Consider the following 22931-nt stretch of genomic DNA (forward strand, 5'->3'; position numbering starts at 1 on the left):
CGGTCCCAGGTCTCCCGCCGGGCACCCGTGTCCCGCCCGCTGCCGGTGCGGGCGGGACGCGGGTGCCTCAATCCTGTCTCGAACAGACGAACAGCCCCAGGGAGCGGGCCGTTCCGCCCGCGGGGATCACCCGCGGACGCTACGGGCGTGCGTAGGGCCGGGTCATGATCTCCATGTTGTGGCCGTCCGGGTCGTCGAAGTACGCGCCACGGCCGCCGAACAGCCGGTTGATCTGGCCGGGTTCGGTGTGGCCGGGGTCGGCGTAGTACGTGACCCCGACCGTCTCCAGGCGGGTGATCATGCCGTCGAACTGCTCGTCGGGCACGAGGAACGCGTAGTGCTGCGACTGGACGGGTTCGTCGCGCAGTTCGTAGTAGTCGAGCGTCACGCCGTTGCCGAGGTCGACGGGCAGGAAGGGCCCGAACGGCGCGCCGACCTCCAGTCCCAGGATCGCGGCGAGGAACTCCGCCGACAGCTGCCGGTCCTTGGCCAGGACGGCGGTGTGGTTCAACTGGACGGTCGTGACGGGTGAAGCGGGGTCGTACGGGTGCTGGCCGTGCGGCATGGATGAAATCTCTTCCGTGTCATCGAGGTCTCGGACGTCTTGGCTCCACTGGTGACGCGCCGCGTGGGGCGCGCCGGAGGAAAGACGCAAGGCGCTGGAGGAAAGACGGAAGAGGGGGCGGGGCTCTGGCCCGCCTCGCGCTCACGCCGAGGCCGGGAGCCTCACTCGTGCATGGCCCATGGCCGACCCGGCAGTCACGCGAGTGATCGTAACGGGCGCCGTGGGGCGGGGCAACGCCGTTTCGCGCGCCGCCGGGACCGCGCGGGAGGACCGCGTCGCACCCGACCGGCGCCGCACCAGGGGCCGCCGGGCGTTAGCCTCTCCAGGACGACGAGGCAGTGGAAGGGAGACGGGCGTGGCGGAGCAGCGGCGGCGTTCCCGGCGGCGGGGGCAGGGTGAGCTGGAGGCGCAGGTCCTGGCCGCCCTGCGCGCGGCGGAGGGTCCCGCGACCGCGGGCTGGGTGAAGGAGCGGCTCGGCGCCGACCTCGCGTACACCACCGTCGTGACGATCCTGAGCCGGCTGCTGGACAAGGGCGCGGTGACCCGTGAGCGGGCGGGCCGCTCCTTCGCGTGGCTGCCCGCGGCCGACGAGGCGGGCCTCGCGGCCCGCAAGATGCGCAAGGTGCTCGACGGCGAGCGCGACCGCGAGGCGGTCCTCGCCAGCTTCCTCACCGCGCTCCCGCCGGGCGACGAGCGGCTGCTGCGCGAGCTCTTCCGGCAGGCCGAGGCAGGCTCCGGGGAACCGTCCGAGGAACCGTCCCGGGCGCCGACGGACCGGGACGACTGAACCGTCATGGGGATGTTCGTCCTGCTGCCGCTGGTGCTTCCGCTGACGGCCTGGCCGGTCGCCCGGCTCGCCGAGCAGCGGCTGCACCCGCGGGCCGCCACCCGGCTGCTCACGACGGTCGCCGCGGTCATGGCGCTGTGCAGCACCCTGTGCCTGGGCCTGCTCATGGTCGTCGGCACGGCGCAGCTGCCCGGGAACCCGCTGCCGGACGGCTGGTCGGATCCCGAGGTGCGCGCCGCGGTCCCGTTCGACGAGATCGCCGGGCGCCTGGCCATTCCGGGGCTGCTCGCCGTGGCCGCGGCGTGCGGCAGGACGCTGTGGCGCCACCGCCAGGTCCGCCGCCGCGCCCACCGCGCGCTGGCCGGTCTGCCCGGCACCGCCGTCGCCGTCCTGCCCGACGCCGTGCCCTACGCCTACGCGCTGCCCGGCGGCGCCCGCGACCGGGTGGTGGTCACCACCGCCCTGCTCGACTGCCTGGCCCCCGCCGAGCGGCGCGCCCTGTTCGCCCATGAGCGCGCCCACCTCGCGACCCGGCACCACCGCTACCTCCTCGCCGTGCAACTGGCCGCGCGCGCCAACCCCTTCCTGCGCCCGCTGCGCACCGCCGTGGCGTACACCACCGAGCGCTGGGCCGACGAGGACGCCGCCCGCGTCGTCGGCGACCGCAGGATCGTCGCCCGCGCGATCGGCAAGGCGGCCCTGCACTCCCGGGGCGCGCCGGCCCCCACCCTGGCCGGACTGGCCGCGCCGGGGCCCGTGCCCCGCCGTGTCGCGGCGCTCCTGGGCCCGGCGCCCACGGCGCGCAGCTGGCCCTCGCTGTTCACCGCGGTGGGGCTGGCGGCGTGGGCGGCCACCGCAGGAGCGGCCGCGTCCGCCATGTCGTCGGCGAACTCCGCCGTGACGATGGTCCTGATCCTGCACGCGGCCACGCCGCTCTAGGCACGATCCGGCCGCCACCCTGCCGGGACGCTTTGCTGTTCCTTTACAGTGGCTGTAGAAGCACTCCCGCTTCCCCGCCACCGCCCTCGTACGACACCGCGTACGAGTACGAGAAGGAGCCACGGACCCGCAATGGGTGAGCCTCCCAGTACGAACCGTGCCACGTCCCGCCCGCCGCTTGAGCGCGAGGGAACGGGGGTGGCACGGTGACCGAGATCCTGCTCCTGCTGCTCGCCCTGCTCCTCACGCTCGCCTGCGCGCTCTTCGTGGCCGCCGAGTTCTCCCTGACCACCGTCGAGCGCGGTGACCTCGAACGCGCCGCCGCGGCGGGGGAGCGCGGCGCCGAGGGCGCCCTCAAGGCGGTCCGGCGGCTGACCTTCCAGCTGTCCGGCGCCCAGCTCGGCATCACCGTCACGTCGCTGGTCATCGGCATGCTCGCCGAACCGTCCCTCGCGGCCCTGCTGCGCGGCCCGCTGACGGCGGCCGGGCTCGGCGCCGCCGCCCCGACCGTGGCCACCCTGCTCGGCGTGGTCCTGTCGACCGTGGTCCTGATGGTCGTCGGCGAGCTGGTGCCGAAGAACTGGGCGATCTCCCGGCCGCTGGCCGTCGCCAAGGTCGTGGCGGCACCGCAGCGCGGCTTCACCGCCGCCTTCGGTCCCTTCATCCGGCACCTGAACAACACCGCGAACCACGTCGTACGCCGCTTCGGCCTGGAGCCCGCCGAGGAGCTGGCCTCCGCGCGCACCCCCGAGGAGCTGATCGCCCTCGCCCGGCGCTCGGCCGCCGAGGGCGCCCTGGAGGCGGACTCCGCCGAACTGTTCGTGCGCACCCTGCACCTGAGCGAGCTGACCGCCGAGAACGTGATGACCCCGCGCGTGGACGTACGGGCCCTGGAGGCGCACGCCACGGCCGCCGACGCGGCGAACCTGACGCACGCCACCGGCCTGTCCCGCTTTCCCGTCTTCCGCGACAGCCTGGACGAGGTCATCGGCACCGTGCACATCCGCGACGTGCTCGCCCTGGCGCCCGAGCGGCGGCGGCTCACCCCGGTCACCGACCTCGCCACCGAGCCCCTGCTCGTGCCCGACAGCCTGCCCGCCGACCGGCTTCTCGAGCGGATGCGCGAGACCCGCACCATGGCCGTGGTAATCGACGAGTACGGCGGCACGGCCGGTGTGGCGACGGTGGAGGACATCGTCGAGGAGGTCGTCGGCGAGGTACGCGACGAGCACGACCCCGTCGAGGTCCCCGACCTGCTGCCCGCCCAGGAGACCCCGGACGGCCGCACCGCGTGGGAGGCCGACGGCGGCGTGCGCATCGACCAGCTCGCCGCGATAGGGCTCACCGCGCCCGACGGCCCGTACGAGACCGTGGCCGGGCTCATCGCCACCCGCCTCTCCCGCATCCCCGCCAAGGGCGACGCGCTCGACCTCGACGGCTGGCAGCTGTCCGTCCTGACGGTCGAGCACCACCGCGCCGACCGGGTCCGCATCACCGAACCGGAACTCCAGATGCCGCGCCAGGCCGCGGAGGAAGCACGATGACCACGCTCCAGCTCGCCATCGGCGCCCTGACCCTGCTCACCAACGCCTTCTTCGTCGGCGCCGAGTTCGCCCTGATCTCCGTGCGCCGCAGCCAGATCGAACCGCGCGCCCAGGAGGGCGACAAGCGCGCCCGCATCACCCTGTGGGGCCTTCAGCACATCTCCGCGATGATGGCCACCGCCCAGCTCGGCATCACCGTCTCCTCGCTGGTGCTCGGCGCGGTCGCCGAACCCGCCATCGCGCACCTCCTGGAGCCGGGCTTCGAGGCGGTCCACATCCCGCACGCCCTCGTGCACCCGATCGCCTTCGTCATCGCCCTGACCGTGGCGACCTACCTGCACATGCTGATCGGCGAGATGGTCCCCAAGAACATCGCGCTCGCTGCGCCCGCCCGGACCGCGCTGCTGCTCGGCCCGCCGCTGGTGGCCCTCACCCGCGCCCTCAAGCCGGTCGTCTTCGGCATCAACGCCTTCGCCAACACCCTCCTCAAGCTGCTCCGGGTCGAACCGAAGGACGAGGTCGACTCGGTCTACACCGACGACCAGCTCGCCCGGATGGTCGTCGACTCCAGCGAGGCCGGGCTCCTGTCGGCGGCCGACGGCGAGCGGCTGCGCGACGCGCTGGAACTGGGCACCCGGCCGGTCGGCGAGATCCTCGTGCCGACCGCCAAGATGCGAACTGTTGAGCACACCGTCACCCCCGCGCGCCTGGAGAAGGTGGCCGCCGAAGCGGGCTTCTCCCGCTTCCCGGTGACCGGCCCCGACGGCACCCTGCTCGGCTACCTCCACATCAAGGACACCCTGGGCATCGCCGAGCGGGACCGGCCCTTCCCGCGCAGCGCGTTCCACCTGGTCACACGCGTGCACATCGACACACCGCTCGACGACACGCTCACCGCGCTGCGGGCCGCGGACAGCCATCTGGCGGCGGTCACCGGAGCGAGCGGGACGGTTCTCGGGTTCGTCACCATGGAGGACGTCCTGTCCGAACTGGTCGGCCCCGCACCGGCGGCGCTCAGCTGATTCACAGGTGGCGCGACTGTACGTCCGGGGGCTTCGGTGGCTAGGGTGCCGGTGATGTTCTACACAGGTGTAGCACCCGCATTCGGCGTCAGAAGCGAGACCGCGGGCCCGGGTTCCCCCGGGAGGTCCCGTGAGTGAGCCCGTCCGCTCGATGGACCGCACCGGAGCACTGCGCGCGCCGCTGCCCGCCGCGCGCCATGCCCCTCCGGAGGCTCCGGCGGCACCCACCGTGGCGCCGCAGCCTCCGGTCAAGCGCCGGGACTCGTTCTTCGACAACGCCAAGTACCTGGCCATCGTGCTGGTCGCGATGGGCCACGCCTGGGAGCCGCTGCGCGGCGACAGCCGGGCGGCGGCCGCGCTCTACATCACCGTCTACACCTTCCACATGCCGGCGTTCATCGTCATCTCCGGCTACTTCTCGCGGAGTTTCGACGCGAGCCCCGGCCGTCTCAAGCGCCTGGTGACGGGCATCGCCGTGCCGTACGTCATCTTCGAGGTCGCCTACACCTTCTTCAAGCGGTGGGCGGGCGACGACCCGACCTACCCGATCAGCCTGCTCGACCCCTGGTACCTGACCTGGTTCCTGGGCGCGCTCTTCGTCTGGAGGCTCACCACCCCGCTGTGGAAGGTGGTCCGCTGGCCCCTGCCCCTAGCGCTCGCCATCGCCGTGCTCGCCTCGGTCTCGCCGGACATCGGCGACGACCTCGACCTGCAACGCGTCCTGCAGTTCCTGCCGTTCTTCGTCCTCGGCCTGTGCCTGAAGGCCGAGCACTTCCAGATCGTGCGCCGCCGGGAGGCCCGCATCCTGGCGCTGCCCGTCTTCGCGGGCGCCCTGCTCTTCGCGTACTGGGCGGCGCCGCGCATGAACGCCGCCTGGTTCTACCGCCGGGACAGCGCGCAGGAACTGGCCGCGCCCGGCTGGTCCGGGGCCGTGATGACCCTGGGGATGTTCGGCTGCTCGATGGTCCTCGTCGCCTGCTTCTTCGCCTGGGTCCCCGGCCGCAGGCTCTGGTTCACCGCACTGGGCGCGGGCACGCTCTACGGCTATCTGCTGCACGGGTTCATCGCCAAGGGCTCGCGCTTCTGGGACTGGTACGACCTCGGCTGGCTGCACACACCGCTCGGCGAGATCACCGTCACCGTCGGCGCCGGGGCCCTGATCACCGTGCTCTGCACACCGCCGGTGCAGCGCCTGTTCCGGTTCGCGATGGAACCCGACATGGAGTGGGCGTTCAAGAAGGACGCGAAGACGACGGCCCGCACCAGGGGAGCCCACCGCCGCCGCTGACGGGCCCACCGGCCGCCCGCTCCTCCTCGTCATGTCCCCCGAGCGGGCGGCGCATACCAGGTTCACGCCGCGGCGCGAGGGGAGCGGTGGATGATGGAACCCGATGCCGGAGTCCATCCCCCGTCCATCCCCAGGAGGCCGGACGTGCCGCGGAACAACGACCCCCTGGCGGCCCGGACGCCCGACGAGCTGCTCGACGGCTGCCGGGCGGGCGCCGAACGTATCGCGGGCCGCGTCGCCCGGTGGGACAGCGCCGATCCGGCGGTCCGCTCGGCCGTCGACGCGGGCATCGCCCACCTGGACGACGTGACGCCCGCCGAGCTGCGGGCCCTCGCGGACTGGCGCCCGGCCGCCGCCCGCAACAGCGTGTACATGGACGCCACGACCGTGGGGATCGCCGACCGACTGCTGGCCGGCGACCGGCGCTGGCTCACGCCGCTGACCCTGTGGGACCTGGCCGCGTTCGCGGACCGCGTGATCATGTCCGACCGGATCCACTACGCGGGCGAGCACCTCGTGCCCGCCGCGCGGCTCAACGAACTCCTCGGCGACGACGTGTTCGTGGGCGTTGCGCCGCTCTCACGGGAGGACGGCGTGCCGGCCCGGCTGTACGAGGAGAGCCTCAGGTCCTACCGCGCCCTGGTCTCCCCGCTGGCCCACCAGCGGGAGCTGCCCGCGGGCACGTACTGGGCGGATGCCGTACGCGAGGTCGCCGACGCCTGGACGCTGGTGACCGGGCGCCCCGTGCGGCCCGGTGAGGCGCTGGCGGCCTGCGAGGCCCAGGGCTGGTTCACCCCGAAGCTGACGCTGCTGCGCGATCCCTACTGCGACGACCTGCCCTCGCTGTCGGAGGGATACTGCGCGCCGGTCCTGGGCGACGTGACGTACCGGGCCCACGCCTCGCAGTCCTTCGCCAACCTCCTGGGGCTGCCGTACGCGCCCGCGACCGCCCGGATGCCGTTCCGGCACTACTTCTGTGAGCGCGGCTGGCAGCTGGAGGACCGGCTGTTCACCGGCGAGGCGGCCCACCGCGCCTACCGCGAGCTGGCCCGGGAGCAGGACCTCGTCCTGCCGGTGTTCCTGGCGGTCGCGCTCGCCGGCGCCCGGCGGATCGAGGACCTTTGGCCGCGCCTGGCCGAACTGCGCACGCGGGCCCGCCGGTTCCGCGCCCGCCGCCGGGAGCTGGACGAGGCCCTGGCGCTCGGCGAGGCCTCCGACACCTCCCGGCAGCTGCTCGCCGCGGTGCGCAGCGAGGCGGTCGGACTGACCGAGGTGTGCGGCCACGGCTTCTCGCTGGTGACGAAGATCGTGGGCCGCCTCACCCGGGCCACCCCGGCGCAACTGCCCGAGGAGATCGCGACCCTGATGGGCATCGCCACCGCGGAGGTCCCCGCCGACCTGCGGCGGCGCCTGTGGTGGCAGTGCTTCCGGCCCGAGCTGCGCTTCTTGATCCAGGTGCGGTCCCAGTCCCGGGAGATGACCGATGCCCTGCCGAAGATCGGCAGGTTGTGGGGGTTGCCGCAAGGGAGGGCGAAGGGCTTCCGGGACCGGTTCGAGCAGCTGGGCGCGTTGCGTACCTTGAGCTGAGGCCGCGCGGCCGGGACACCGGCCATGGGTCGTCGGTCATCGGTCGTCGGTCAGTCGAAGCGGGTCTTGGTCGCGGCGATCCGCGCCCGCACCAGGGGGTGCCGCGCCAGTTCCGGGTCGAGGCGGGTCTTCTCGTGGACCCAGGCGGTGGCGAGCTGTTCGGGTTCAAGACCCCAGACCTCGGTCAGGTCCGTACCGTGCAGATCAGCCTGGTCGAGGCGGGCCCCGCCGAGGTCGGCGCGGGACAGCCGGGTCCGGAACAGGGACGCGTCGCGTAGATCGGCGTCGCGCAGGTCGGCGTACCGGAGGTCGGAGACGTTCATGTTCGCGTGGGACAGGTCGACGCCTCGCAGGTCCGCGTACTGGGCACGTACCTTGACGAGGTGGCAGTGCCGCAGCGAGGCTCCGGCCAGCCGCGCGTGGTGCAGCCGGGCGTCCGACAGGTCCGCGTGGTCCAGCCGCGCCTCCGTCAGATCGGCGTCGTCGAGCACGGCTTCCCGCAGGTCGGCGAAGTGGAGCAGGGCGCCCTCCAGGCAGACGTGCCGCGCGGACGCCGCCCTGAGCGAGGCGTACGGCAACCGCGCGCGCCGCAGGTCCGCGTGGTCGAGGGTGGCCCGGTGCAGGTCGGCGAACTCGAAACGGGCGTCTTCAGCGCGGGCATGGTGGAGTTCGGCCCCCCAGAAGCAGGCGTGCGCCGCCTGGACGCTCCTGAGGTCCGCCTGCCGGAGATGTGCGTTGGTCAGGTTCGCCTGGCCGAGCCGTGCGGACGTCAGGGCGGCCCGTTCCAGGAAGGCCCACGACAGGTCCGCGTCCCGCAGGTCGGCTCCGCCGAGATCGGCGTCGTGCAGATCACTGCCGGTGAGCCGGGCGTGCGTCCACCGCCCGCCGCTCGCGTCGGCGGAGCGCAGATCGAGTCCGTCGAGGTCGAGGCGGCCCGCCTCCACGGCTTCGGGCCGCCGGGCGAGGGCGGTGAGAACCGCCTGGACGTCGGCCGCCAGGGCGACGGGCTCGCGTTCGCGCAGGAACATGGGGCCCATGCGCGACAGCCGGGGATGTGCCACGCTGCGGCGGACGAACCCGACCAGTTCCCGGACGACCGCCTCGCGTTCGCCCCGCGCGAGCGGTCCCGCGAGGAGCCGCCCCAGCCCGCTCACGGCAGCGACCCGCACCTCCAACCTGTCCGAGGCCAGGTCCGCACGGTGGATGTCGATCGTCAACGCCTCGCCGCCCCTCGGGCCGTCCGTGTCCTGGGGATCGGACGCGGCCAGGCTAGCCCGCCTCAGTCCGGCGCGGGGCCGAAGCGGCGGCGGTACGCCGAGGGGGTGAGGCCCGTCTCGCGGCGCAGCAGGGCGCGCAGGTTGGCGGTGGTGCCCAGGCCGCTGCGCCGGGCGACCGCGTCGAAGGGCGCCACGCCCCGCTCGATCAACCGGCAGGCCAGCGCGAGGCGTTCGCCGGTGAGCCAGGCCAGGGGAGTGGTGCCCAGCTGGGCCTGGAAGCGGCGGTGCAAGGTCGCCGGACTGAGGGCGGCGTGCGCGGCCAGGCCCGGTACCGAGAGCTGTGAGTCGAGGCGCTCCTGGGCCCAGGCGAGGACCGGCGCCAGGGACTCGTCGGGCACCTCGGGCACCGGCCGTTCCACGAACTGCTTCTGCCCGCCGTCCCGGTGGGCGGCGAAGACGAGCCGCCGGCTCACCGCGTTGGCGACTTCGGCGCCGTGGTCGCGGCGGACCAGGTGCAGCCCCAGGTCGAGGGCGGCGGCACTGCCCGCGGCGGTGAGGATGTCGCCGTCGTCGACGAAGAGCACGTCCGGTTCGAGCCGTACGCCGGGGAAGCGGGCCCGGAAGTCGTCCGCCCACTGCCAGTGCGCGGTGGCCCGGCGCCCGTCGAGCACTCCGGCCTCGGCGAGGGTGAAGGCACCGCTGCAGAACCCGACCAGCCGTGCCCCGCGGGCGTGCGCCCGCCGGACGGCGTCCAGGACGGCCGGGCGGCGGGGGACCTCGACGTCGGGGCGGTTGGGCACGATCAGGGTGTCCGCCGATTCGGCGGCCTCCAGACCGGCCACGCCCGTGAGCGTGAAGAACCCGTCGCGCATCAGGGTGCGCGGCTCGGGCGAGCACAGGGCGAAGCTGTACAGCTCGCGCCCGATCTCGGGTCGGCGCAGGCCGAAGACCTCGGTGGCGCAGCCGAGTTCGAAGGGGTTGGAGTTCGCGTCGACGATGACGACGACGCGGTGCGGCCCCGGACCTCCGGCGGCCTGCCCGGTCACCTCGTCGGGCGCCTCACGGATCCGCCTATCGATCGGCCTGTCGATCGGCCTATCGGTCGGTCCACCGGGCGCCTGAGAGGATTCTTGCGGCATGCGCTATTTCTACCACTCACCATGATGGCGGCAGCCGTCGGAAGCTGGGGGCATGACCGACGAACCGAACGCAGCGGCCGGACCGATCGCCCTCAGCGAGGCCCTGGCCTCCTTCGACGCGCTCTGGAGCCCGCGCATCGTCACCCGCGTCAACGACTACGACGTCCGCGTGGCCAAGGTGCAGGGCGACCACCTCTGGCACGTCCATGACGACACCGACGAGTTCTTCCTCGTCCTGGAGGGCGAACTGCGCATCTGTCTGCGCGAGTCGTCCGGCGAACGCACGGTCACCCTGCCCAAGGACGCCGTCTTCACCGTCCCGCGCGGCACCGAGCACAAGCCGTCCGCGCCGTCCGGCGCCACGATCCTCCTCTTCGAGCCCACGGGCACCCCCACCGTCGGCGACCGCCACGACGAGATCCCGGCCCACGTCGACGCGACGACGGGACATCGCCTCGATCTGTGAGGCCGGTGCGTCTTCCTGCTGGGCAGCGGCCCGCAACAGCGGTATGCCAAAGGTTGACCCGTTGACCACGAGAGGGTGGGCCCGACATGTGGACCGCTGGATTCTGGAAGGCCACCGCGGAGCGCGCGCTCCGTACCTTCGCACAGTCGCTCGCCGCCGTCCTGGTCGCCGGGGCGACCACCCTCCTGGACGTCGACTGGCAGGCCGCGCTCGCCACCGCGGGGATGGCGACGCTGCTGGCCGTGCTCACCGCGGTCGGGGCCGCGAACATCGGGGCGCACGGACCCGGCATCACGGAGACGCCCGCCCCGCACGGCCGCCGGGCCACTCCTTAGCGAACGGCGGGCCGCCCGTCCGCCACCGACAGCCGCTCGCCCCGGAACCGCTCCCGCAGCCTGCGGTCGTGCGACACGACGACCAGCGTGCCCTGGTAACCCGCGAGCGCCTCGTCGAGCTCCTCGACCAGCGCGGGGGAGAGGTGGTTCGTCGGCTCGTCGAGCAGGAGGAGGTCGGCCGGGCACGTCACCAGACGGGCGAGCGCCAGGCGGCGGCGCTGCCCCACGGAGAGCCCCTTCACCGGGAGCGCCAGGTCCTCCTCGCGGAACAGGCCGAGCGACAGGAGCGCGTCCGCGTGGTCCTCGGGCAGCCCGGCGAGTCCGGCCGCGAAGGCGTCCAGGAGCGGCCTCGCGGTGTCCTCGCCGGTGAGGTACGCGATCTCCTGCGGCAAGTAACCCACCCGGGCGGGGAGCTGGACCTCGCCGCGGTCCGGTTCGAGCACTCCGGCGAGGACGCCCAGGAGCGTCGACTTGCCCGCGCCGTTCACCCCGGTCACCAGCGTGCGCGAACCCGGCTCCAGGGTCAGACGGTCGACGGCCAGGCGCGCGCCCACCGTGACACCGGTCAGCGTGACCGGGCGTACGAAAGGATGGTCGCCGCCCGCCAGGCCCTCACCGGCCGTGAAGTGCAGGGGGTCGGGCGGGCGCGGCACCGGCTCGGCGCGCAGCCTGCGCAGCCGCTCGCGGGCGTTGCGCACGATCCCGGAGAGCTGGCCCTCCACCGACCGCTTGTGGTTGGCGAAGCGGGGCCTCTCGCTCATCCGCCAGCCCGAGGAAAGCCGGTCCGAGCCGCCCTCGGCCAGCCGCTCCTGGCGCGCGACCTCCTCGCTCCACGCGCGATGGCGCTCCTCCCAGCGGCGCCGGGCAGTGGCCCGCTGCTCCAGATAGCCGTGCCAGCCGCCGCCGAAGCGGGCCACGGACCTGCGGTCGCCGTCCACCTCGACGATCACCTCGGCGACCCGGTCGAGGAAGACCCGGTCGTGGGTGACGGCGACGACCGTGCCCCGGTGGGCGCGCAGCCGCTCTTCCAGCCAGCTCAGCGCCTGGTCGTCGAGGTGGTTCGTCGGCTCGTCCAGGAGGAGCAGCTCGGGCTGCGGGGCAAGGACGCAGGCGAGCGCCAGGCGCGCGGCCTCGCCGCCGGACAGCGATTCCAGGGTCCGCGAGCGCTCCAGGTGCGGAAGGCCCAGGCCGTGCAGGGCCGCGTCGAGGCGCGCGTCGGCGCGGTAGCCCTCACGCGCCTCGAAAGCGGCGACGAGGTCCCCGTAGGCGGCGAGCTCCGCGGGACCCGCCGAGCCGAGCGCGTCCTCCGCCTCGCGGATCCGCCGCTCCAGGTCCCGCAGCTCGGCGAGCGCGTCGTCCACCGCGTCCCGCACGGTGGCGTGCGGCGGAAGGCGCGGGGTCTGGGCGAGATGGCCGGTGCCGCCGTCCGAGACGACGGCCACCTCGCCCTCGGCGGGCGCGGACTCGCCCGCCATCAGGCGCAGCAGCGTCGACTTGCCCGAGCCGTTCTCCCCGATGACGCACGCCTTCTCGCCGGGCCGCACCGACAGGCAGATCCGTTCGAGCACGGGCCGCTCGGGATAGCCGTACGACACGTCGCGCAGGACGAGTTGACTCACGGTGCGCATCCCCCTCGCTTTGGGCCCTCTTGGCCGCGGAGCCTTGGCTCCGGGCTCAGACGGGCTGGCCGAACAGCTCCCGCAGGACGTCCTCCATCGTGACCATGCCGGCCAGCCTGCCGTCCGAGCCGAGCACCGCCGCCACGTGCGTGCGGCTGCCGCGCATCGCGGTGAGCACGTCGTCCAGCGGGGTGGTCTCCCGGACCTGGGCGATCTTGCGCATGTCCGGCACCCGGAACGGCAGATCGCGCGGCATCCGGTCGAGCGCGTCCTTGACGTGCAGATAGCCGACGATGCGCCGGCCGTCGTCCACGACGGGGAAGCGCGAGAAGCCGGACTCCGCCGAGAGCCGCTCCAGCTCCTCGGGCGTGACGCCCACCCGGGCGTAGACCACGCTCTCCAGCGGCAGGACGACGTCCCTGACGGGACGGCGGCCCAGCTCCAGGGCGTCGTGCAGCCGCTCCTGGGCGCGGTCGTCGAGCAGGCCCGCCTCACCGGAGTCCTTGACCATGCGGGCCAGCTCGTCGTCCGAGAAGGACGCGCTGACCTCGTCCTTCGCCTCGACCCTGAGCAGCTTCAGGAGGCCGTTGGCGAACGCGTTGATCGCGAAGATCACCGGGCGCAGCGCCCGGGCGATCGCGACCAGCGGCGGACCGAGCAGCAGCGCCGTGCGCACCGGCTCGGCCAGCGAGATGTTCTTGGGGATCATCTCGCCGAGCAGCATGTGCAGATACGTCGCGAGCGTCAGGGCGATGACGAACGAGATCGGGTGGACCAGGCCGTGCGGTACCCCGACCCCGTCGAACAGCGGCTCCAGGAGGTGCGCGATCGCGGGTTCGGCGACGATGCCGAGCACCAGCGTGCACAGCGTGATGCCGAGCTGCGCGGCGGCGAGCAGCGCGGAGACGTGCTGGAGGCCCCACAGGACGCTCTTGGCTCGCCGGTCGTCGTCCTCGGCGTACGGCTCGATCTGGCTCCTGCGGACGGAGATGAGGGCGAACTCGGCGCCCACGAAGAAGCCGTTGACGACGAGGGTCGCCAGACCGATCAGCAACTGGACGGCGGTCATCGCTCCTCCTCCTGGTGGTCGTCGTGCAGGGGTGCGTGCAGCAGGACGCGGGCCGCGCGGCGGCCGCGGGCGTCCACGACGTCGAGCCGCCAGCCGCCCACCTCCAGGCTGTCGCCCTCGGCGGGGATGCGGCCCAGCTCGGTGGCGACGAGGCCGGCGAGGGTCTCGTACGGTCCGTCGGGTGCGCGCAGGCCCACGCGGGCCAGCTGGTCGGTGCGGGCCGAGCCGTCGGCGGAGTAGCGCGCGCGGCCGTCCTCGTCGGTGCCGTCCGTGGCGATGTCGGGCGTCTCGTGCGGGTCGTGCTCGTCCCGCACCTCGCCGACGACCTCCTCGACGATGTCCTCCAGGGTGGCGACACCGGCCGTGCCGCCGTACTCGTCGATGACCACGGCCATGGTGCGCTTGCCGGAAAGCCGGTCGAGCAGGCGGTCGACGGTCAGCGACTCCGGCACGAGGAGGGGCTCGCGCATCAGCTCGGCCACGGGGTAGCGGGGCCGGCGCTCGGCCGGTACGGCCAGGACGTCCTTGATGTGGGCGACGCCGACGACCGAGTCGAGGTTGCCGCGGTAGACGGGGAAGCGGGACAGGCCCGTCGCCCGGGTGGCGTTCGCGACGTCCTCGCAGGTGGCCATCACGTCGAGGGCCATGACCTGGACCCGGGGCGTCATCACGTTCTGTGCGGTGAGGTCGGCGAGGTTCAGGGTGCGGACGAACAGCTCGGCGGTGTCCGCCTCCAGGGCGCCCTCCTTGGCGGAGTGCCGGGCGAGTGCCACCAGCTCCTTGGGGCTGCGCGCGGAGGCCAGCTCCTCGGTGGGCTGGATGCCGAAGCGGCGTACGGAGCGGTTCGCGGTGTTGTTCAGGTGCGCGATGAAGGGGCGGAAGACCGCGCTGAACCAGCGCTGGGGGGTCGCCACCCGTTTGGCGACGGCCAGCGGGGACGAGATCGCCCAGTTCTTGGGGACCAGCTCGCCGACGACCATCAGGAAGACCGTCGACAGGGCCGTGCCGATGACCAGGGCGATCGACGAGGCCGCCGAGGAGGGGATCCCCATCGCGCGCAGCGGTCCCGAGATCAGCTTGGCGATGGAGGACTCGGAGAGCATGCCGACGACCAGATTGGTGACGGTGATGCCCAGCTGCGCCCCGGAGAGCTGGAAGGTGAGGTTCTTGACCGCCTTGAGGGCGCCGGCGGCGCCGCGCTCGCCGCGCTCGGCGGCTCGCTCGAGTTCGCTGCGCTCGACCGTCGTGAGGGAGAACTCGGCCGCGACGAAGACGCCGCAGGCCAGCGAGAGCAGCACCGCCACGAGGAGCAGGAGCACTTCGGTCATCGGGTCACCTCCGTCCCATGATCGGGCAGGAGGCGGGGGAATGCGCGATGTCGGGTACTGGGAGGCTCGCCCATGGGCGGACGCTCACGCCTTTCGTAGATGTTCGAGTGGTCCGTCCATTTTAAAGGATCAGCAAAGCCCACTCGGCTGGACCGTCTCCGGGTACCCACGCTCGGGCGGCTCAGGCGGTGAGGTGCTTCACCCATCGGCTCCACTGCGGCTGGAGGGCGTAGCCGGCGGCGTGCCAGGCGTGGTGGGCCTGTTCGTTGCGGTCGAGGACCATGGCGTCGCCGCGGCGTCCGCCGAGGGCCGCGAAGCGCTCCTCCGCCGCGGCGAGCAGGGCCGCGGCGATGCCCTGGCGGCGGTGATCGGGGTGCACCGCGAGGCGGTAGAGGTGGCAGCGCCAGCCGTCGAAGCCGGCTATCACGGTGCCGACGAGGCGGCCGTCGCGCTCGGCGAGCAGCAGGGCCTCGGGGTCCCGCGCGACGAGGCGTGCCACCCCGTCGTGGTCGTCGCTGATGCTGGTCCCTTCCGCGGCCGCGTGCCAGAACCGCAGCACGGCGTCGATGTCGGAGGGGGTCGCGCAGTGGATGCGGAGATCGCTCATGGGGAGATGTAAGCAGGGCCGCCGTCTGTCCGGCGAGCGGTTTCCTTCGGCCCGCCCGGTGCGGTCCGGTGGGGGAGGGAAACCTGCGATGGAAACTTTTTCTAGAAAATGGCTCTAGAAACAGAGCTGATTGGTCCAGAATCTCGGTCATGGTCAATCGTGAGTCCGAGCCGGTGCATCAGCCCGTGCCCGGCAATCCCTACGTCCGGCCGGTGCCCCCGGCCGGCCGCCGCCGCGGACGCGGCTTCGCCCTCGGCGCCGCCGCCATCGCCCTGGTCCTGATCGGTGTGGGCGGCTACGTCGTCACGCAAGCAGACGGAGACGGGGGCGGCAGCGGTTCCCGCGAGCCCGTGGCCGGGCAGACGAAGCAATCGCCGGACGGCGCGGGGCAGTCGGCGGATCCGGACCAGGACGCGGGCGCCGACGCGAAGGACGACGGGTCGGCCGCCGTGATCGACGTCAACGCGGGGCGCAAGCCCGGCGAGGCCAAGGCCTGGGCCGCCATGAACGACGTCGAACTGCCGGGCAAGGGCGCACAGCTCCTCGACCTCTGGCGCGTGCCGGGGATCGTGGCCCAGGCCGAGTACGACGAGGTCACCGGCTACCGCACCGCCGACGGCTCGAAGGCCTGGTCGGTGCCGCTGCCCGGCACGGTGTGCGACACCCCGGTGAACCCCACGCCGGACGGCAAGGTCGTGGTCGTCTACACCCAGCGCAAGTCCGAGCGGAGCACGAAGTGCGACCAGCTGCGGATGATCGACCTCAGGACCGGTGCGAAGGGCTGGCACAAGCAGCTCGTCGACGGCGGCTTCTGGGACGACACGAGCATGACCCACGTCTCCGTCACCGGCGACACCGTCCTGGTCGACCAGAGCGCCACCATGCGGGCCTACCGGATCGGTGACGGAAAGCGGCTGTTCACCACCGAGCGGGAGCGCGAGGGCGGCTGCTCGCTCGACGGCGTCGCGGGCGGCTCGCGACTGCTCCAGGTGGAGGGCTGCCGGCCCGGCAGCCCCGGCACGCACGGCCGCCTCAAGCGACTCGACCCGCGCACCGGTGACGTGAAGTGGAGCTACCGGACGAAGAAGGGCTGGAGCATCCAGAAGGTGTACTCCGTGGACCCCGTCGTGGTCGCCGTCCGCAACCGCGAGGAGATGGACCGGTGGGCCGCCGTCGCCGTCGACGACCAGGGCAGGCAGCGCTCCTGGATGCCCCTCGACAAGGGCCCGGACGACTTCGAGATGTGCGCCGGTACGGGTGACTCCGGCGAGGGCGTGCAGAACTGCCCGGGGGCCGCCGTCGGAGCGGACACGCTCTATCTGGCGAGCGAGCCCAAGGACGGCGTCATCGGGCCCAACAAGATCGTCGCCTTCGACCTCCGCACGGGGAAGCGGAAGTGGACCGGTGCGGACGAGGGCGGACGGCAGATCACGCCGGTCACGGTCACCGGCGGCGACCGGCCAGGACTGATCGCCTACGCCCGGGCGCAGGGCGGCAAGAACGGGCGGACCCTGCGGTTCGGCCCCGATGGCGGCAAGCCGGACGTGCTGCTGCGGCACACCTCGTCGGCGCAGGCCATGGAGGCCGGGATGTTCGCGGGCCATGTCCGGTACGCCGACGGGCGGTTCTTCGTGACCCCCTCGCGCCTGTCCGGCAAGACCCACGGCGGCAAGAGCGAGGAGGGCGACGCCCGCATGCTCTCGTTCGCGCGGTGAGGCCTCCGGCCCAGCAGCCCACCCCCAGACCCTCACCAGCAGTGGAGCCACGATGACACAGCCACCCCCCGAACAGCACCCGCAGCACCCGCAGTACCCACAGGGCCCCGTGCCGCCGCAGGGCGGCTTCGGCCCGCCCCCGCAAGGCGCCTTCGGCCCGCCCCCGCAAGGCGCCTTCGGCCCGCCCCCGCAAGGCGCCTTCGGCCCGCCCCCGCAAGGACAGGCCCCGGGCTTCGGCCCGCCCCTCGCCCCGCCGCCCAGCGGGTTCGGCCCTCACCAGGCCTACCAGCCGATACCGGCGCCCGGCCCACCGCAAGGAGGCGGACGCGGACGCTCCCGGCGGCGTACGGCGATCGTGGTCGCCGTCGTCGCCGCGCTCGCCCTGATCGTCGGCGGCGGCGTCTGGTACGCCACCTCGGCGGGCGGCGGCCCGAAGGACAAGACCGCGGCCAAGCCGGGCGGCGACGGCGGGGTGCCCCGGTACGAGAAGCCGAGGGAGACGCCACCGGCGAACCCCAAGGCCTTCTTCACGACCAAGGCCGTCCAGCCCAAGTTGCCGAAGGGGGAGACCACCTGGAAGGCGCAGGGCTCCTGGCTCACCGACAAGGTGTTCGCGAAGGCCTCGGTCGAGGCGATCGTCGGCGTGGACGCCACCACGGGGAAGGGGCTCTGGCGCCTGCCGAAGCCGGGGGAGTCCTGCGCGGGCTCCCCGGATCTGGGCAAGGGCAACGTCGCCGTCGTCGTCACGGGGGCCAAAGTGCACGACGACAGAGGCTTCAAGGACGCGTGCACCGAGATCACCGCCTTCGACGTGGACACCGGTGACAAGCTCTGGACCAAGTCGATCACCATCGGCTACCAGAAGAAGAAGACGGCGTTCAACCAGGTCACCATCAGCGGCGACACGGTCGCCGTGGGCGGCCTGTACGGCGGCGCGGCCTTCGACCTGCGCAGCGGCGACGTGCGGTGGGAGCCGAAGCAGGGGGACAAGTGCCGCGACGTCGGGTACGGCGGCGGCGAGCGGCTGGTGGCCGTCCGCTCCTGCGGTGACTACGGCTCGGAGCGCTTCCAGGTCCAGCTCCTCGACCCCGCCACGGGCAAGTCGAAGTGGACCCACAAGCTGCCCGCGGGCGTCCGGTCGCCCAGCGTGGTCTCCGTCGATCCGGTGGTGGTCGCCCTCGACTCCGGTGAGATCAGCTCCTCCGGCGCCACGGACGTCTTCTCCCTCGGCGAGAAGGGCGAGCGGCGTACGCGGATCGCGCTGCCGGACGACAAGTACCTGCACACGTGCGGCACCGCCTCCATCGTGCAGGACTGCAAGGGCATCGCGGCGGGCAACGGCAAGCTCTACGTGCCCACCAAACCGCGCGACGGGGTCAAGGAGTTCTCCTCGACGAACGACATCGTGGTCTTCTCGCTGGCCACCGGGAAGACCACGGGCGAGAAGGTGGAGGCGGGCGACAGCTCCCCCATCTTCCCGATCCGCATGGACGGCGGGAACGTCCTCGTCTACAAGAGCGGCCCGTACGCGCAGGTCGTCTCCCTCGACGGCAGGAACCTGAAGAAGGAGACGGTGCTCCTCGACGCCGGCACCCGGCCCACCGCGGTGCCGCCCCTGCTCTCCGAGCTGCGCTTCCACCGCAACAAGCTGTTCCTCAGCTCCGACCTGCTCGCCCAGTACTCCGGCGGCAAGAAGACAATCATGATGTTCGGCTTCGCCGCCAAGTAACCGAACCCCGGCCCGGCCACACGAGTGGCCGGGCCGAACTCCCCCTACAGGCAGCGGCAGTCGGGGGCAGCTGCCGCCGGGCGTCACTCGTGCGCGATGGCCGCCAGTACGTTCATGCGCGACGCGCGCAGCGCGGGCAGCAGGGCCGCCGCGAGGCCCACCACCACCGAGCCGATCAGCACCGCGAGCACCGTCGTCCACGGAATCGCGAACGCCGTCATGCCCTGCAACGCGAGGACTTGCTGCGCCGCGACGCCCCACACCAGGCCCAGCGCGAGCCCCAGCAGCGCCCCGAACACCGCGATCACCACCGACTCCAGGCGGATCATCCGGCGCAACTGCCGCCGGCCCAGCCCGATGGCGCGCAGCAGTCCGATCTCGCGGGTGCGCTCGACGACCGACAGGGCAAGGGTGTTGACCACGCCGAGCACCGCGATGATGATCGCGAGGCCGAGCAGGGCGTAGACGAGGTAGAGCATCACGGCGATCTGCTCGCGGATCAGTTCCTTGTAGTCGGCCTGGTCGCGGACCTGCACCTGCGGATACGGGTCGAGGGTCTTCTCCAGGCGCTCGCGCAGCGTGTCGGCGTCCGTGCCCGGGGCCGCGTTGACGTACAGCGCGGAGTCCTGGCCGCCGGGCACGAACTTCTCGACGGTCCCCATGCCGAAGAAGATCCCGCCCTCGACGCCGAACCCCTCGGCTCCCGGCTGGTCGGTGAGCGCGCCCACCCTCAGCTTCGTCTTGCGCCCGTCGGGGAACTCCACGGGCAGCTCGGAGCCCATCCGGGCCCGGTGGTCGCGCGCGAAGTCCCGCTGCATGGCGATGCTGCCGGGCGCGAGCGCGCGGGCGGTGCTCCCCTCCACGTAGGTGACGCGGGCGACGTCGTCCAGGCGCGGGTCGTAGCCCGCCGCGGTGGTCTCCACGGTCTTGCCGTCCGGCATGGACACCTTCACCGGCGCGAACCGCTGGCGCACGACGAGCCCGGCGCCCTCGGTGTCCTTGACCTGCTCGGTGACCTCCTGCGAGAAGGGCAGGAAGTTGCTGTTCTGTACGACGAAGTCCGCGCCCAGCGTCTTGTCGATCTGTTCGTCGAACGACTTGGTCATCGAGGCGCTCGCCACGGCCATGCCGCTCACCAGGGCGAGGCCCACCATCAGCGCGGCGGCCGTGGCGCCCGTACGGCGTGGATTGCGCAGCGCGTTGCGCTGGCTCATCCGGCCGACCGAGCCGAACACGGCGGGGAACGCGCCGCCGAGCACCCGGATCACCGGGCGGACGAGCAGCGGTCCCGCGATCACGGTGGCGATCAGGGTGAGGACGAGTCCGAGGCCGAGCAGGGAGGACGCCGAGGAGGTCTTCTCCGCGGTGGCACAGCCCACGAGCGCGGCCGCGCCCGCCGCCCCGATGACCGCGCCGGACACCGCGCGGATCTTCAACGGCCGCCCCACGCCCGCGATCTCCGCGTCGGCCAGCGCCGCCATCGGCGACACGTGGGCCGCGCGCCGCGCCGGAAGGTACGCCGCGACGAACGTGACGCCGACCCCGACCACGTACGAGGCGACGGGAGTGCCCCACCCGATGACCATCTCGGTGGACTTCAGGTTCATCCCGAACACGCCCATGAGCTCGATGAGCCCGGCCGCGAGCCCGATCCCCGCCGCGAGACCGACCGTCGAGCCGACCGCGCCCAGCAGGACCGCCTCGGTGAGCACGGAGCGGCGGACCTGCCGGCGGTCGGCGCCCAGCGCGCGCAGCAGGCCCAGCTCCCGGGTGCGCTGCGCGATCAGCATCGAGAAGGTGTTGACGATCAGGAAGACGCCGACGAGGACGGCGATCCCGGCGAAGCCGAGCATCACGTACTTGATGACGTCCAGGAAACCGCCGAGCTCGGAGGCGGCCGATTCGGCCTGTTCGTCGGCGGTCTTCAGGTCGTAGCCCGAGCCGAGTTCGGCGGCGATGCGGCGTTTCAGCTCGGTGTCGCTCACGCCGGGGGCGGCGTCCACCGAGATGCCCGTCGCCGCGTCCTTGTCGCCGAGGAGTTCACGCTGGGCGGTCGCGGTGTCCAGGAAGACCAGCGCGGCGCCGGGGTTGGTGGTGGTGAAGGTGACGATGCCGACGACCTCGACCTTGAAGGAGCCGGGGGCGGCGAGCACCGTGAGGGTGTCGCCGATCCGCACGTCCTTCTTGTCGGCCGTGTCCTTGTCGAGCAGCGCCTGGCCCCCGCCGCGCGGGGCGTGTCCCGAGGTCAGCTCCACGGGGCTGCGCTCGCTGGGGTACCAGTTGGTGGCGAGGGTGGGCGCGCCGGTGGTGGAGCCGACCGGTTCGTTCTCGCTGTCGACGACCGTGATGTTCTCGACGGCCGCGTCGAGGCGGGTCCGGGCGACGCCGTCGATCGTGTCGATCCGGGTCGCGAGTTTCGCGGGGATGGTCGGCGTCTGTCCCGAGGGCACCGCCTCGTCGACGGTCTCCTTCGGTTCGACGGTCACGTCGGCGGACGTCGAGGCGAAGAGCCGGTCGAAGGTGCGGGCCACCGTGTCGGAGAAGATGAGGCTGCCCGCGACGAACGCCACCGAGAGGATCACGGCGAGCGCGGAGAGCAGCAGGCGTCCCTTGTGGGCGAGGAAGCTGCGGAGTGTCGCCTTCAGCATGGCCGCGGACCGCCCTCAGTCCCGGTCCGGCGGGCCGTCGGCGCCCTGGCCGTCCTTCTGGCCGGCGGGGTCCTTCCGCAAGCTCGGGCCGTCACCGTCCGTGGGGCGGTTCTCCTGGGCCACCGCTTGGACGACTTCGAAGCGCTTGAGGCGTTCGAGGACCGACTCCGCCGACGGGCGGGCCATCTCGTCGACGATGCGGCCGTCGGCGAGGAAGAGCACCAGGTCGGCGTGGGCGGCGGCGCCGGGGTCGTGGGTCACCATCACCACGGTCTGCTCCAGCGTGTCGACGGCCTCGCGCAGGAAGCCGAGCACTTCGAGTCCCGCGCGCGAGTCGAGGTTGCCGGTCGGTTCGTCCGCGAAGATCAGTTCGGGGCGCGAGGCGAGCGCCCGCGCGCACGCCACGCGCTGCTGCTGGCCGCCGGAGAGTTCGGCGGGCCGGTGCTTGAGGCGGTCGCGCAGCCCGAGCGTCTCGATGACGTGGTCCAGCCACGCGCGGTCGGGGCGCTGGCCGGCGATGTCCATCGGCAGCGTGATGTTCTCCGCCGCGTTCAGGGTCGGGATGAGGTTGAAGGACTGGAACATGAACCCGATGCGGTCCCGGCGCAGCTGGGTCAGCTCGCGGTCCTTCAGCCCGGTGATCTCCGTGTCGCCGAGCCACACCTGGCCGGCGGAGACCGTGTCGAGGCCGGCGAGCAGATGCATGAGCGTGGACTTGCCCGAGCCGGACGGGCCCATGACCGCCGTGAAGCGGCCGCGCGCGATGTCCACGTCCACCGAGTCGAGGGCGAGCACGGTGGTCTCGCCGGAGCCGTACGCCTTGGTCAGGCCGCGGGCCCGTGCGGCGACCCCGGCGGGCTCCGCAAGGCCTGTGGCCGGTGCCGAAGCAGGTGTGGACAAGGCCGCCTCCTGGGTCGTGGCCGTTCCAACTCCCGTAATCCTGCCGAGAGTAGAGGGTCGGGGCGGGCGCCGGTATCCCTCCAAGGTCGTGAACCGGAGACGGATGTAAGGGGCATTGGACGGGCTCCTCGTATGCGCCTCTGCGCCCTCCCGCGCCCTCTTGCCGGTGCTAGCACCCCGGCGCTAGCTTGATGGCATGGCGAAGACCCAGCTGAACGTGCGGGTGGACGAGGGCACGGCCCGGGCCGCCCGCGAGCGCGCGCTCGCCCGCGGAATGAGCGTGAACCGCTATATCGAGGAACTGGTCAAACAGGACGCCGGCGAGATCGGGCACACGTTCGTCGAGGCCGCCGCCGACTTCATGAAGCAGTACGAATCCGTGTTCGCCGAAGAGTTCGGCGCCGAGCGCGAGGGTCGTCGTTGAACC

The 22931-nt window shown here is 72.7% G+C and carries 20 protein-coding genes; 11 read left to right on the forward strand and 9 right to left on the reverse strand.

Going from position 1 to position 22931, the window contains the following annotated elements:
* Positions 1 to 139: 139 nt before the first annotated feature.
* The gene (locus QBL25_RS36800; RefSeq protein ID WP_409061285.1) at positions 140 to 565 is read right to left on the reverse strand and encodes a VOC family protein; all 426 of its coding nucleotides are present in this window, start codon (positions 563 to 565) and stop codon (positions 140 to 142) included.
* Positions 566 to 920: 355 nt separating this feature from the next.
* On the opposite strand from QBL25_RS36800, the gene QBL25_RS36805 reads away from it, so the two are divergent.
* The 6 genes from QBL25_RS36805 to QBL25_RS36830 all read left to right on the forward strand — a co-directional run bounded on the left by QBL25_RS36805 (position 921) and on the right by QBL25_RS36830 (position 7732).
* Positions 921 to 1352, forward strand: a complete 432-nt coding sequence (locus QBL25_RS36805) for a BlaI/MecI/CopY family transcriptional regulator (RefSeq protein ID WP_409061286.1) — start codon at positions 921 to 923, stop codon at positions 1350 to 1352.
* Between the two features lie 6 nt (positions 1353 to 1358).
* Entirely contained in the window at positions 1359 to 2291 is a 933-nt protein-coding gene (locus QBL25_RS36810; protein ID WP_409061287.1) for a M56 family metallopeptidase, read from the forward strand.
* Between the two features lie 206 nt (positions 2292 to 2497).
* Positions 2498 to 3835, forward strand: coding sequence for a hemolysin family protein (locus tag QBL25_RS36815; protein WP_409061288.1), 1338 nt, complete (start codon positions 2498 to 2500; stop codon positions 3833 to 3835).
* Positions 3832 to 4857, forward strand: a complete 1026-nt coding sequence (locus QBL25_RS36820) for a hemolysin family protein (RefSeq protein WP_409061289.1) — start codon at positions 3832 to 3834, stop codon at positions 4855 to 4857. Before QBL25_RS36815 ends, QBL25_RS36820 begins: the two co-directional genes overlap by 4 nt.
* Before the next feature lie 151 nt (positions 4858 to 5008).
* Positions 5009 to 6145, forward strand: coding sequence for an acyltransferase family protein (locus tag QBL25_RS36825; RefSeq protein WP_409062910.1), 1137 nt, complete (start codon positions 5009 to 5011; stop codon positions 6143 to 6145).
* Positions 6146 to 6289: 144 nt separating this feature from the next.
* Positions 6290 to 7732, forward strand: coding sequence for a hypothetical protein (locus tag QBL25_RS36830; protein WP_409061290.1), 1443 nt, complete (start codon positions 6290 to 6292; stop codon positions 7730 to 7732).
* Between the two features lie 50 nt (positions 7733 to 7782).
* On the opposite strand, the gene QBL25_RS36835 is transcribed toward QBL25_RS36830, so the two are convergent.
* Positions 7783 to 8949 (reverse strand): pentapeptide repeat-containing protein, encoded by a 1167-nt coding sequence (locus QBL25_RS36835; RefSeq protein WP_409061291.1) that lies wholly within the window; start codon positions 8947 to 8949, stop codon positions 7783 to 7785.
* A gap of 62 nt (positions 8950 to 9011) precedes the next feature.
* Positions 9012 to 10088 carry a GlxA family transcriptional regulator gene (locus QBL25_RS36840; protein WP_409061292.1) on the reverse strand — a complete coding sequence of 359 codons (1077 nt, stop codon included), beginning with the start codon at positions 10086 to 10088 and terminating at the stop codon, positions 9012 to 9014.
* A gap of 52 nt (positions 10089 to 10140) precedes the next feature.
* On the opposite strand from QBL25_RS36840, the gene QBL25_RS36845 reads away from it, so the two are divergent.
* Positions 10141 to 10554: a cupin domain-containing protein gene (locus QBL25_RS36845; RefSeq protein ID WP_409061293.1), complete on the forward strand. Its 414-nt coding sequence runs from the start codon at positions 10141 to 10143 to the stop codon at positions 10552 to 10554.
* Positions 10555 to 10640: 86 nt separating this feature from the next.
* Entirely contained in the window at positions 10641 to 10889 is a 249-nt protein-coding gene (locus QBL25_RS36850; protein WP_409061294.1) for a holin, read from the forward strand.
* Here QBL25_RS36850 and QBL25_RS36855 read toward each other — a convergent pair.
* From QBL25_RS36855 to QBL25_RS36870, 4 genes are all read right to left on the reverse strand, one after another.
* The gene (locus QBL25_RS36855; protein ID WP_409061295.1) at positions 10886 to 12517 is read right to left on the reverse strand and encodes an ABC-F family ATP-binding cassette domain-containing protein; all 1632 of its coding nucleotides are present in this window, start codon (positions 12515 to 12517) and stop codon (positions 10886 to 10888) included. The two genes, QBL25_RS36850 and QBL25_RS36855, sit on opposite strands and share 4 nt — an antisense overlap.
* A 46-nt stretch (positions 12518 to 12563) precedes the next feature.
* Positions 12564 to 13577, reverse strand: coding sequence for a hemolysin family protein (locus QBL25_RS36860; protein WP_409061296.1), 1014 nt, complete (start codon positions 13575 to 13577; stop codon positions 12564 to 12566).
* The gene (locus tag QBL25_RS36865) at positions 13574 to 14905 is read right to left on the reverse strand and encodes a hemolysin family protein (protein WP_409061297.1); all 1332 of its coding nucleotides are present in this window, start codon (positions 14903 to 14905) and stop codon (positions 13574 to 13576) included. The genes QBL25_RS36860 and QBL25_RS36865 overlap by 4 nt, the downstream gene beginning before the upstream one ends.
* A 181-nt stretch (positions 14906 to 15086) precedes the next feature.
* A complete protein-coding gene (locus tag QBL25_RS36870) occupies positions 15087 to 15512 on the reverse strand; it encodes a GNAT family N-acetyltransferase (protein ID WP_409061298.1) in 426 nt (141 codons plus the stop codon).
* Between the two features lie 149 nt (positions 15513 to 15661).
* Between QBL25_RS36870 and QBL25_RS36875 the strand changes: the two genes are divergently transcribed.
* Complete coding sequence (locus tag QBL25_RS36875) at positions 15662 to 17227, forward strand: PQQ-binding-like beta-propeller repeat protein (RefSeq protein WP_409061299.1); 1566 nt, start codon at positions 15662 to 15664, stop codon at positions 17225 to 17227.
* Positions 17228 to 17279: 52 nt separating this feature from the next.
* Positions 17280 to 18956, forward strand: a complete 1677-nt coding sequence (locus QBL25_RS36880) for a PQQ-binding-like beta-propeller repeat protein (RefSeq protein ID WP_409061300.1) — start codon at positions 17280 to 17282, stop codon at positions 18954 to 18956.
* Positions 18957 to 19039: 83 nt separating this feature from the next.
* Here the strand turns inward: QBL25_RS36880 and QBL25_RS36885 are convergent, their stop codons facing one another.
* A complete protein-coding gene (locus QBL25_RS36885) occupies positions 19040 to 21604 on the reverse strand; it encodes an ABC transporter permease (RefSeq protein ID WP_409061301.1) in 2565 nt (854 codons plus the stop codon).
* Positions 21605 to 21619: 15 nt separating this feature from the next.
* Positions 21620 to 22504 carry an ABC transporter ATP-binding protein gene (locus QBL25_RS36890; RefSeq protein WP_409061302.1) on the reverse strand — a complete coding sequence of 295 codons (885 nt, stop codon included), beginning with the start codon at positions 22502 to 22504 and terminating at the stop codon, positions 21620 to 21622.
* A 196-nt stretch (positions 22505 to 22700) separates the two neighbouring features.
* Between QBL25_RS36890 and QBL25_RS36895 the strand changes: the two genes are divergently transcribed.
* On the forward strand, positions 22701 to 22928 hold the full coding sequence (locus QBL25_RS36895; RefSeq protein ID WP_160509171.1) for an antitoxin: 228 nt from the start codon (positions 22701 to 22703) through the stop codon (positions 22926 to 22928).
* The last annotated feature ends 3 nt before the right edge of the window (positions 22929 to 22931 follow it).

The sequence above is a fragment of the Streptomyces sp. SYP-A7185 genome (assembly GCF_046103685.1).
Lineage (GTDB): Bacteria > Actinomycetota > Actinomycetes > Streptomycetales > Streptomycetaceae > Streptomyces.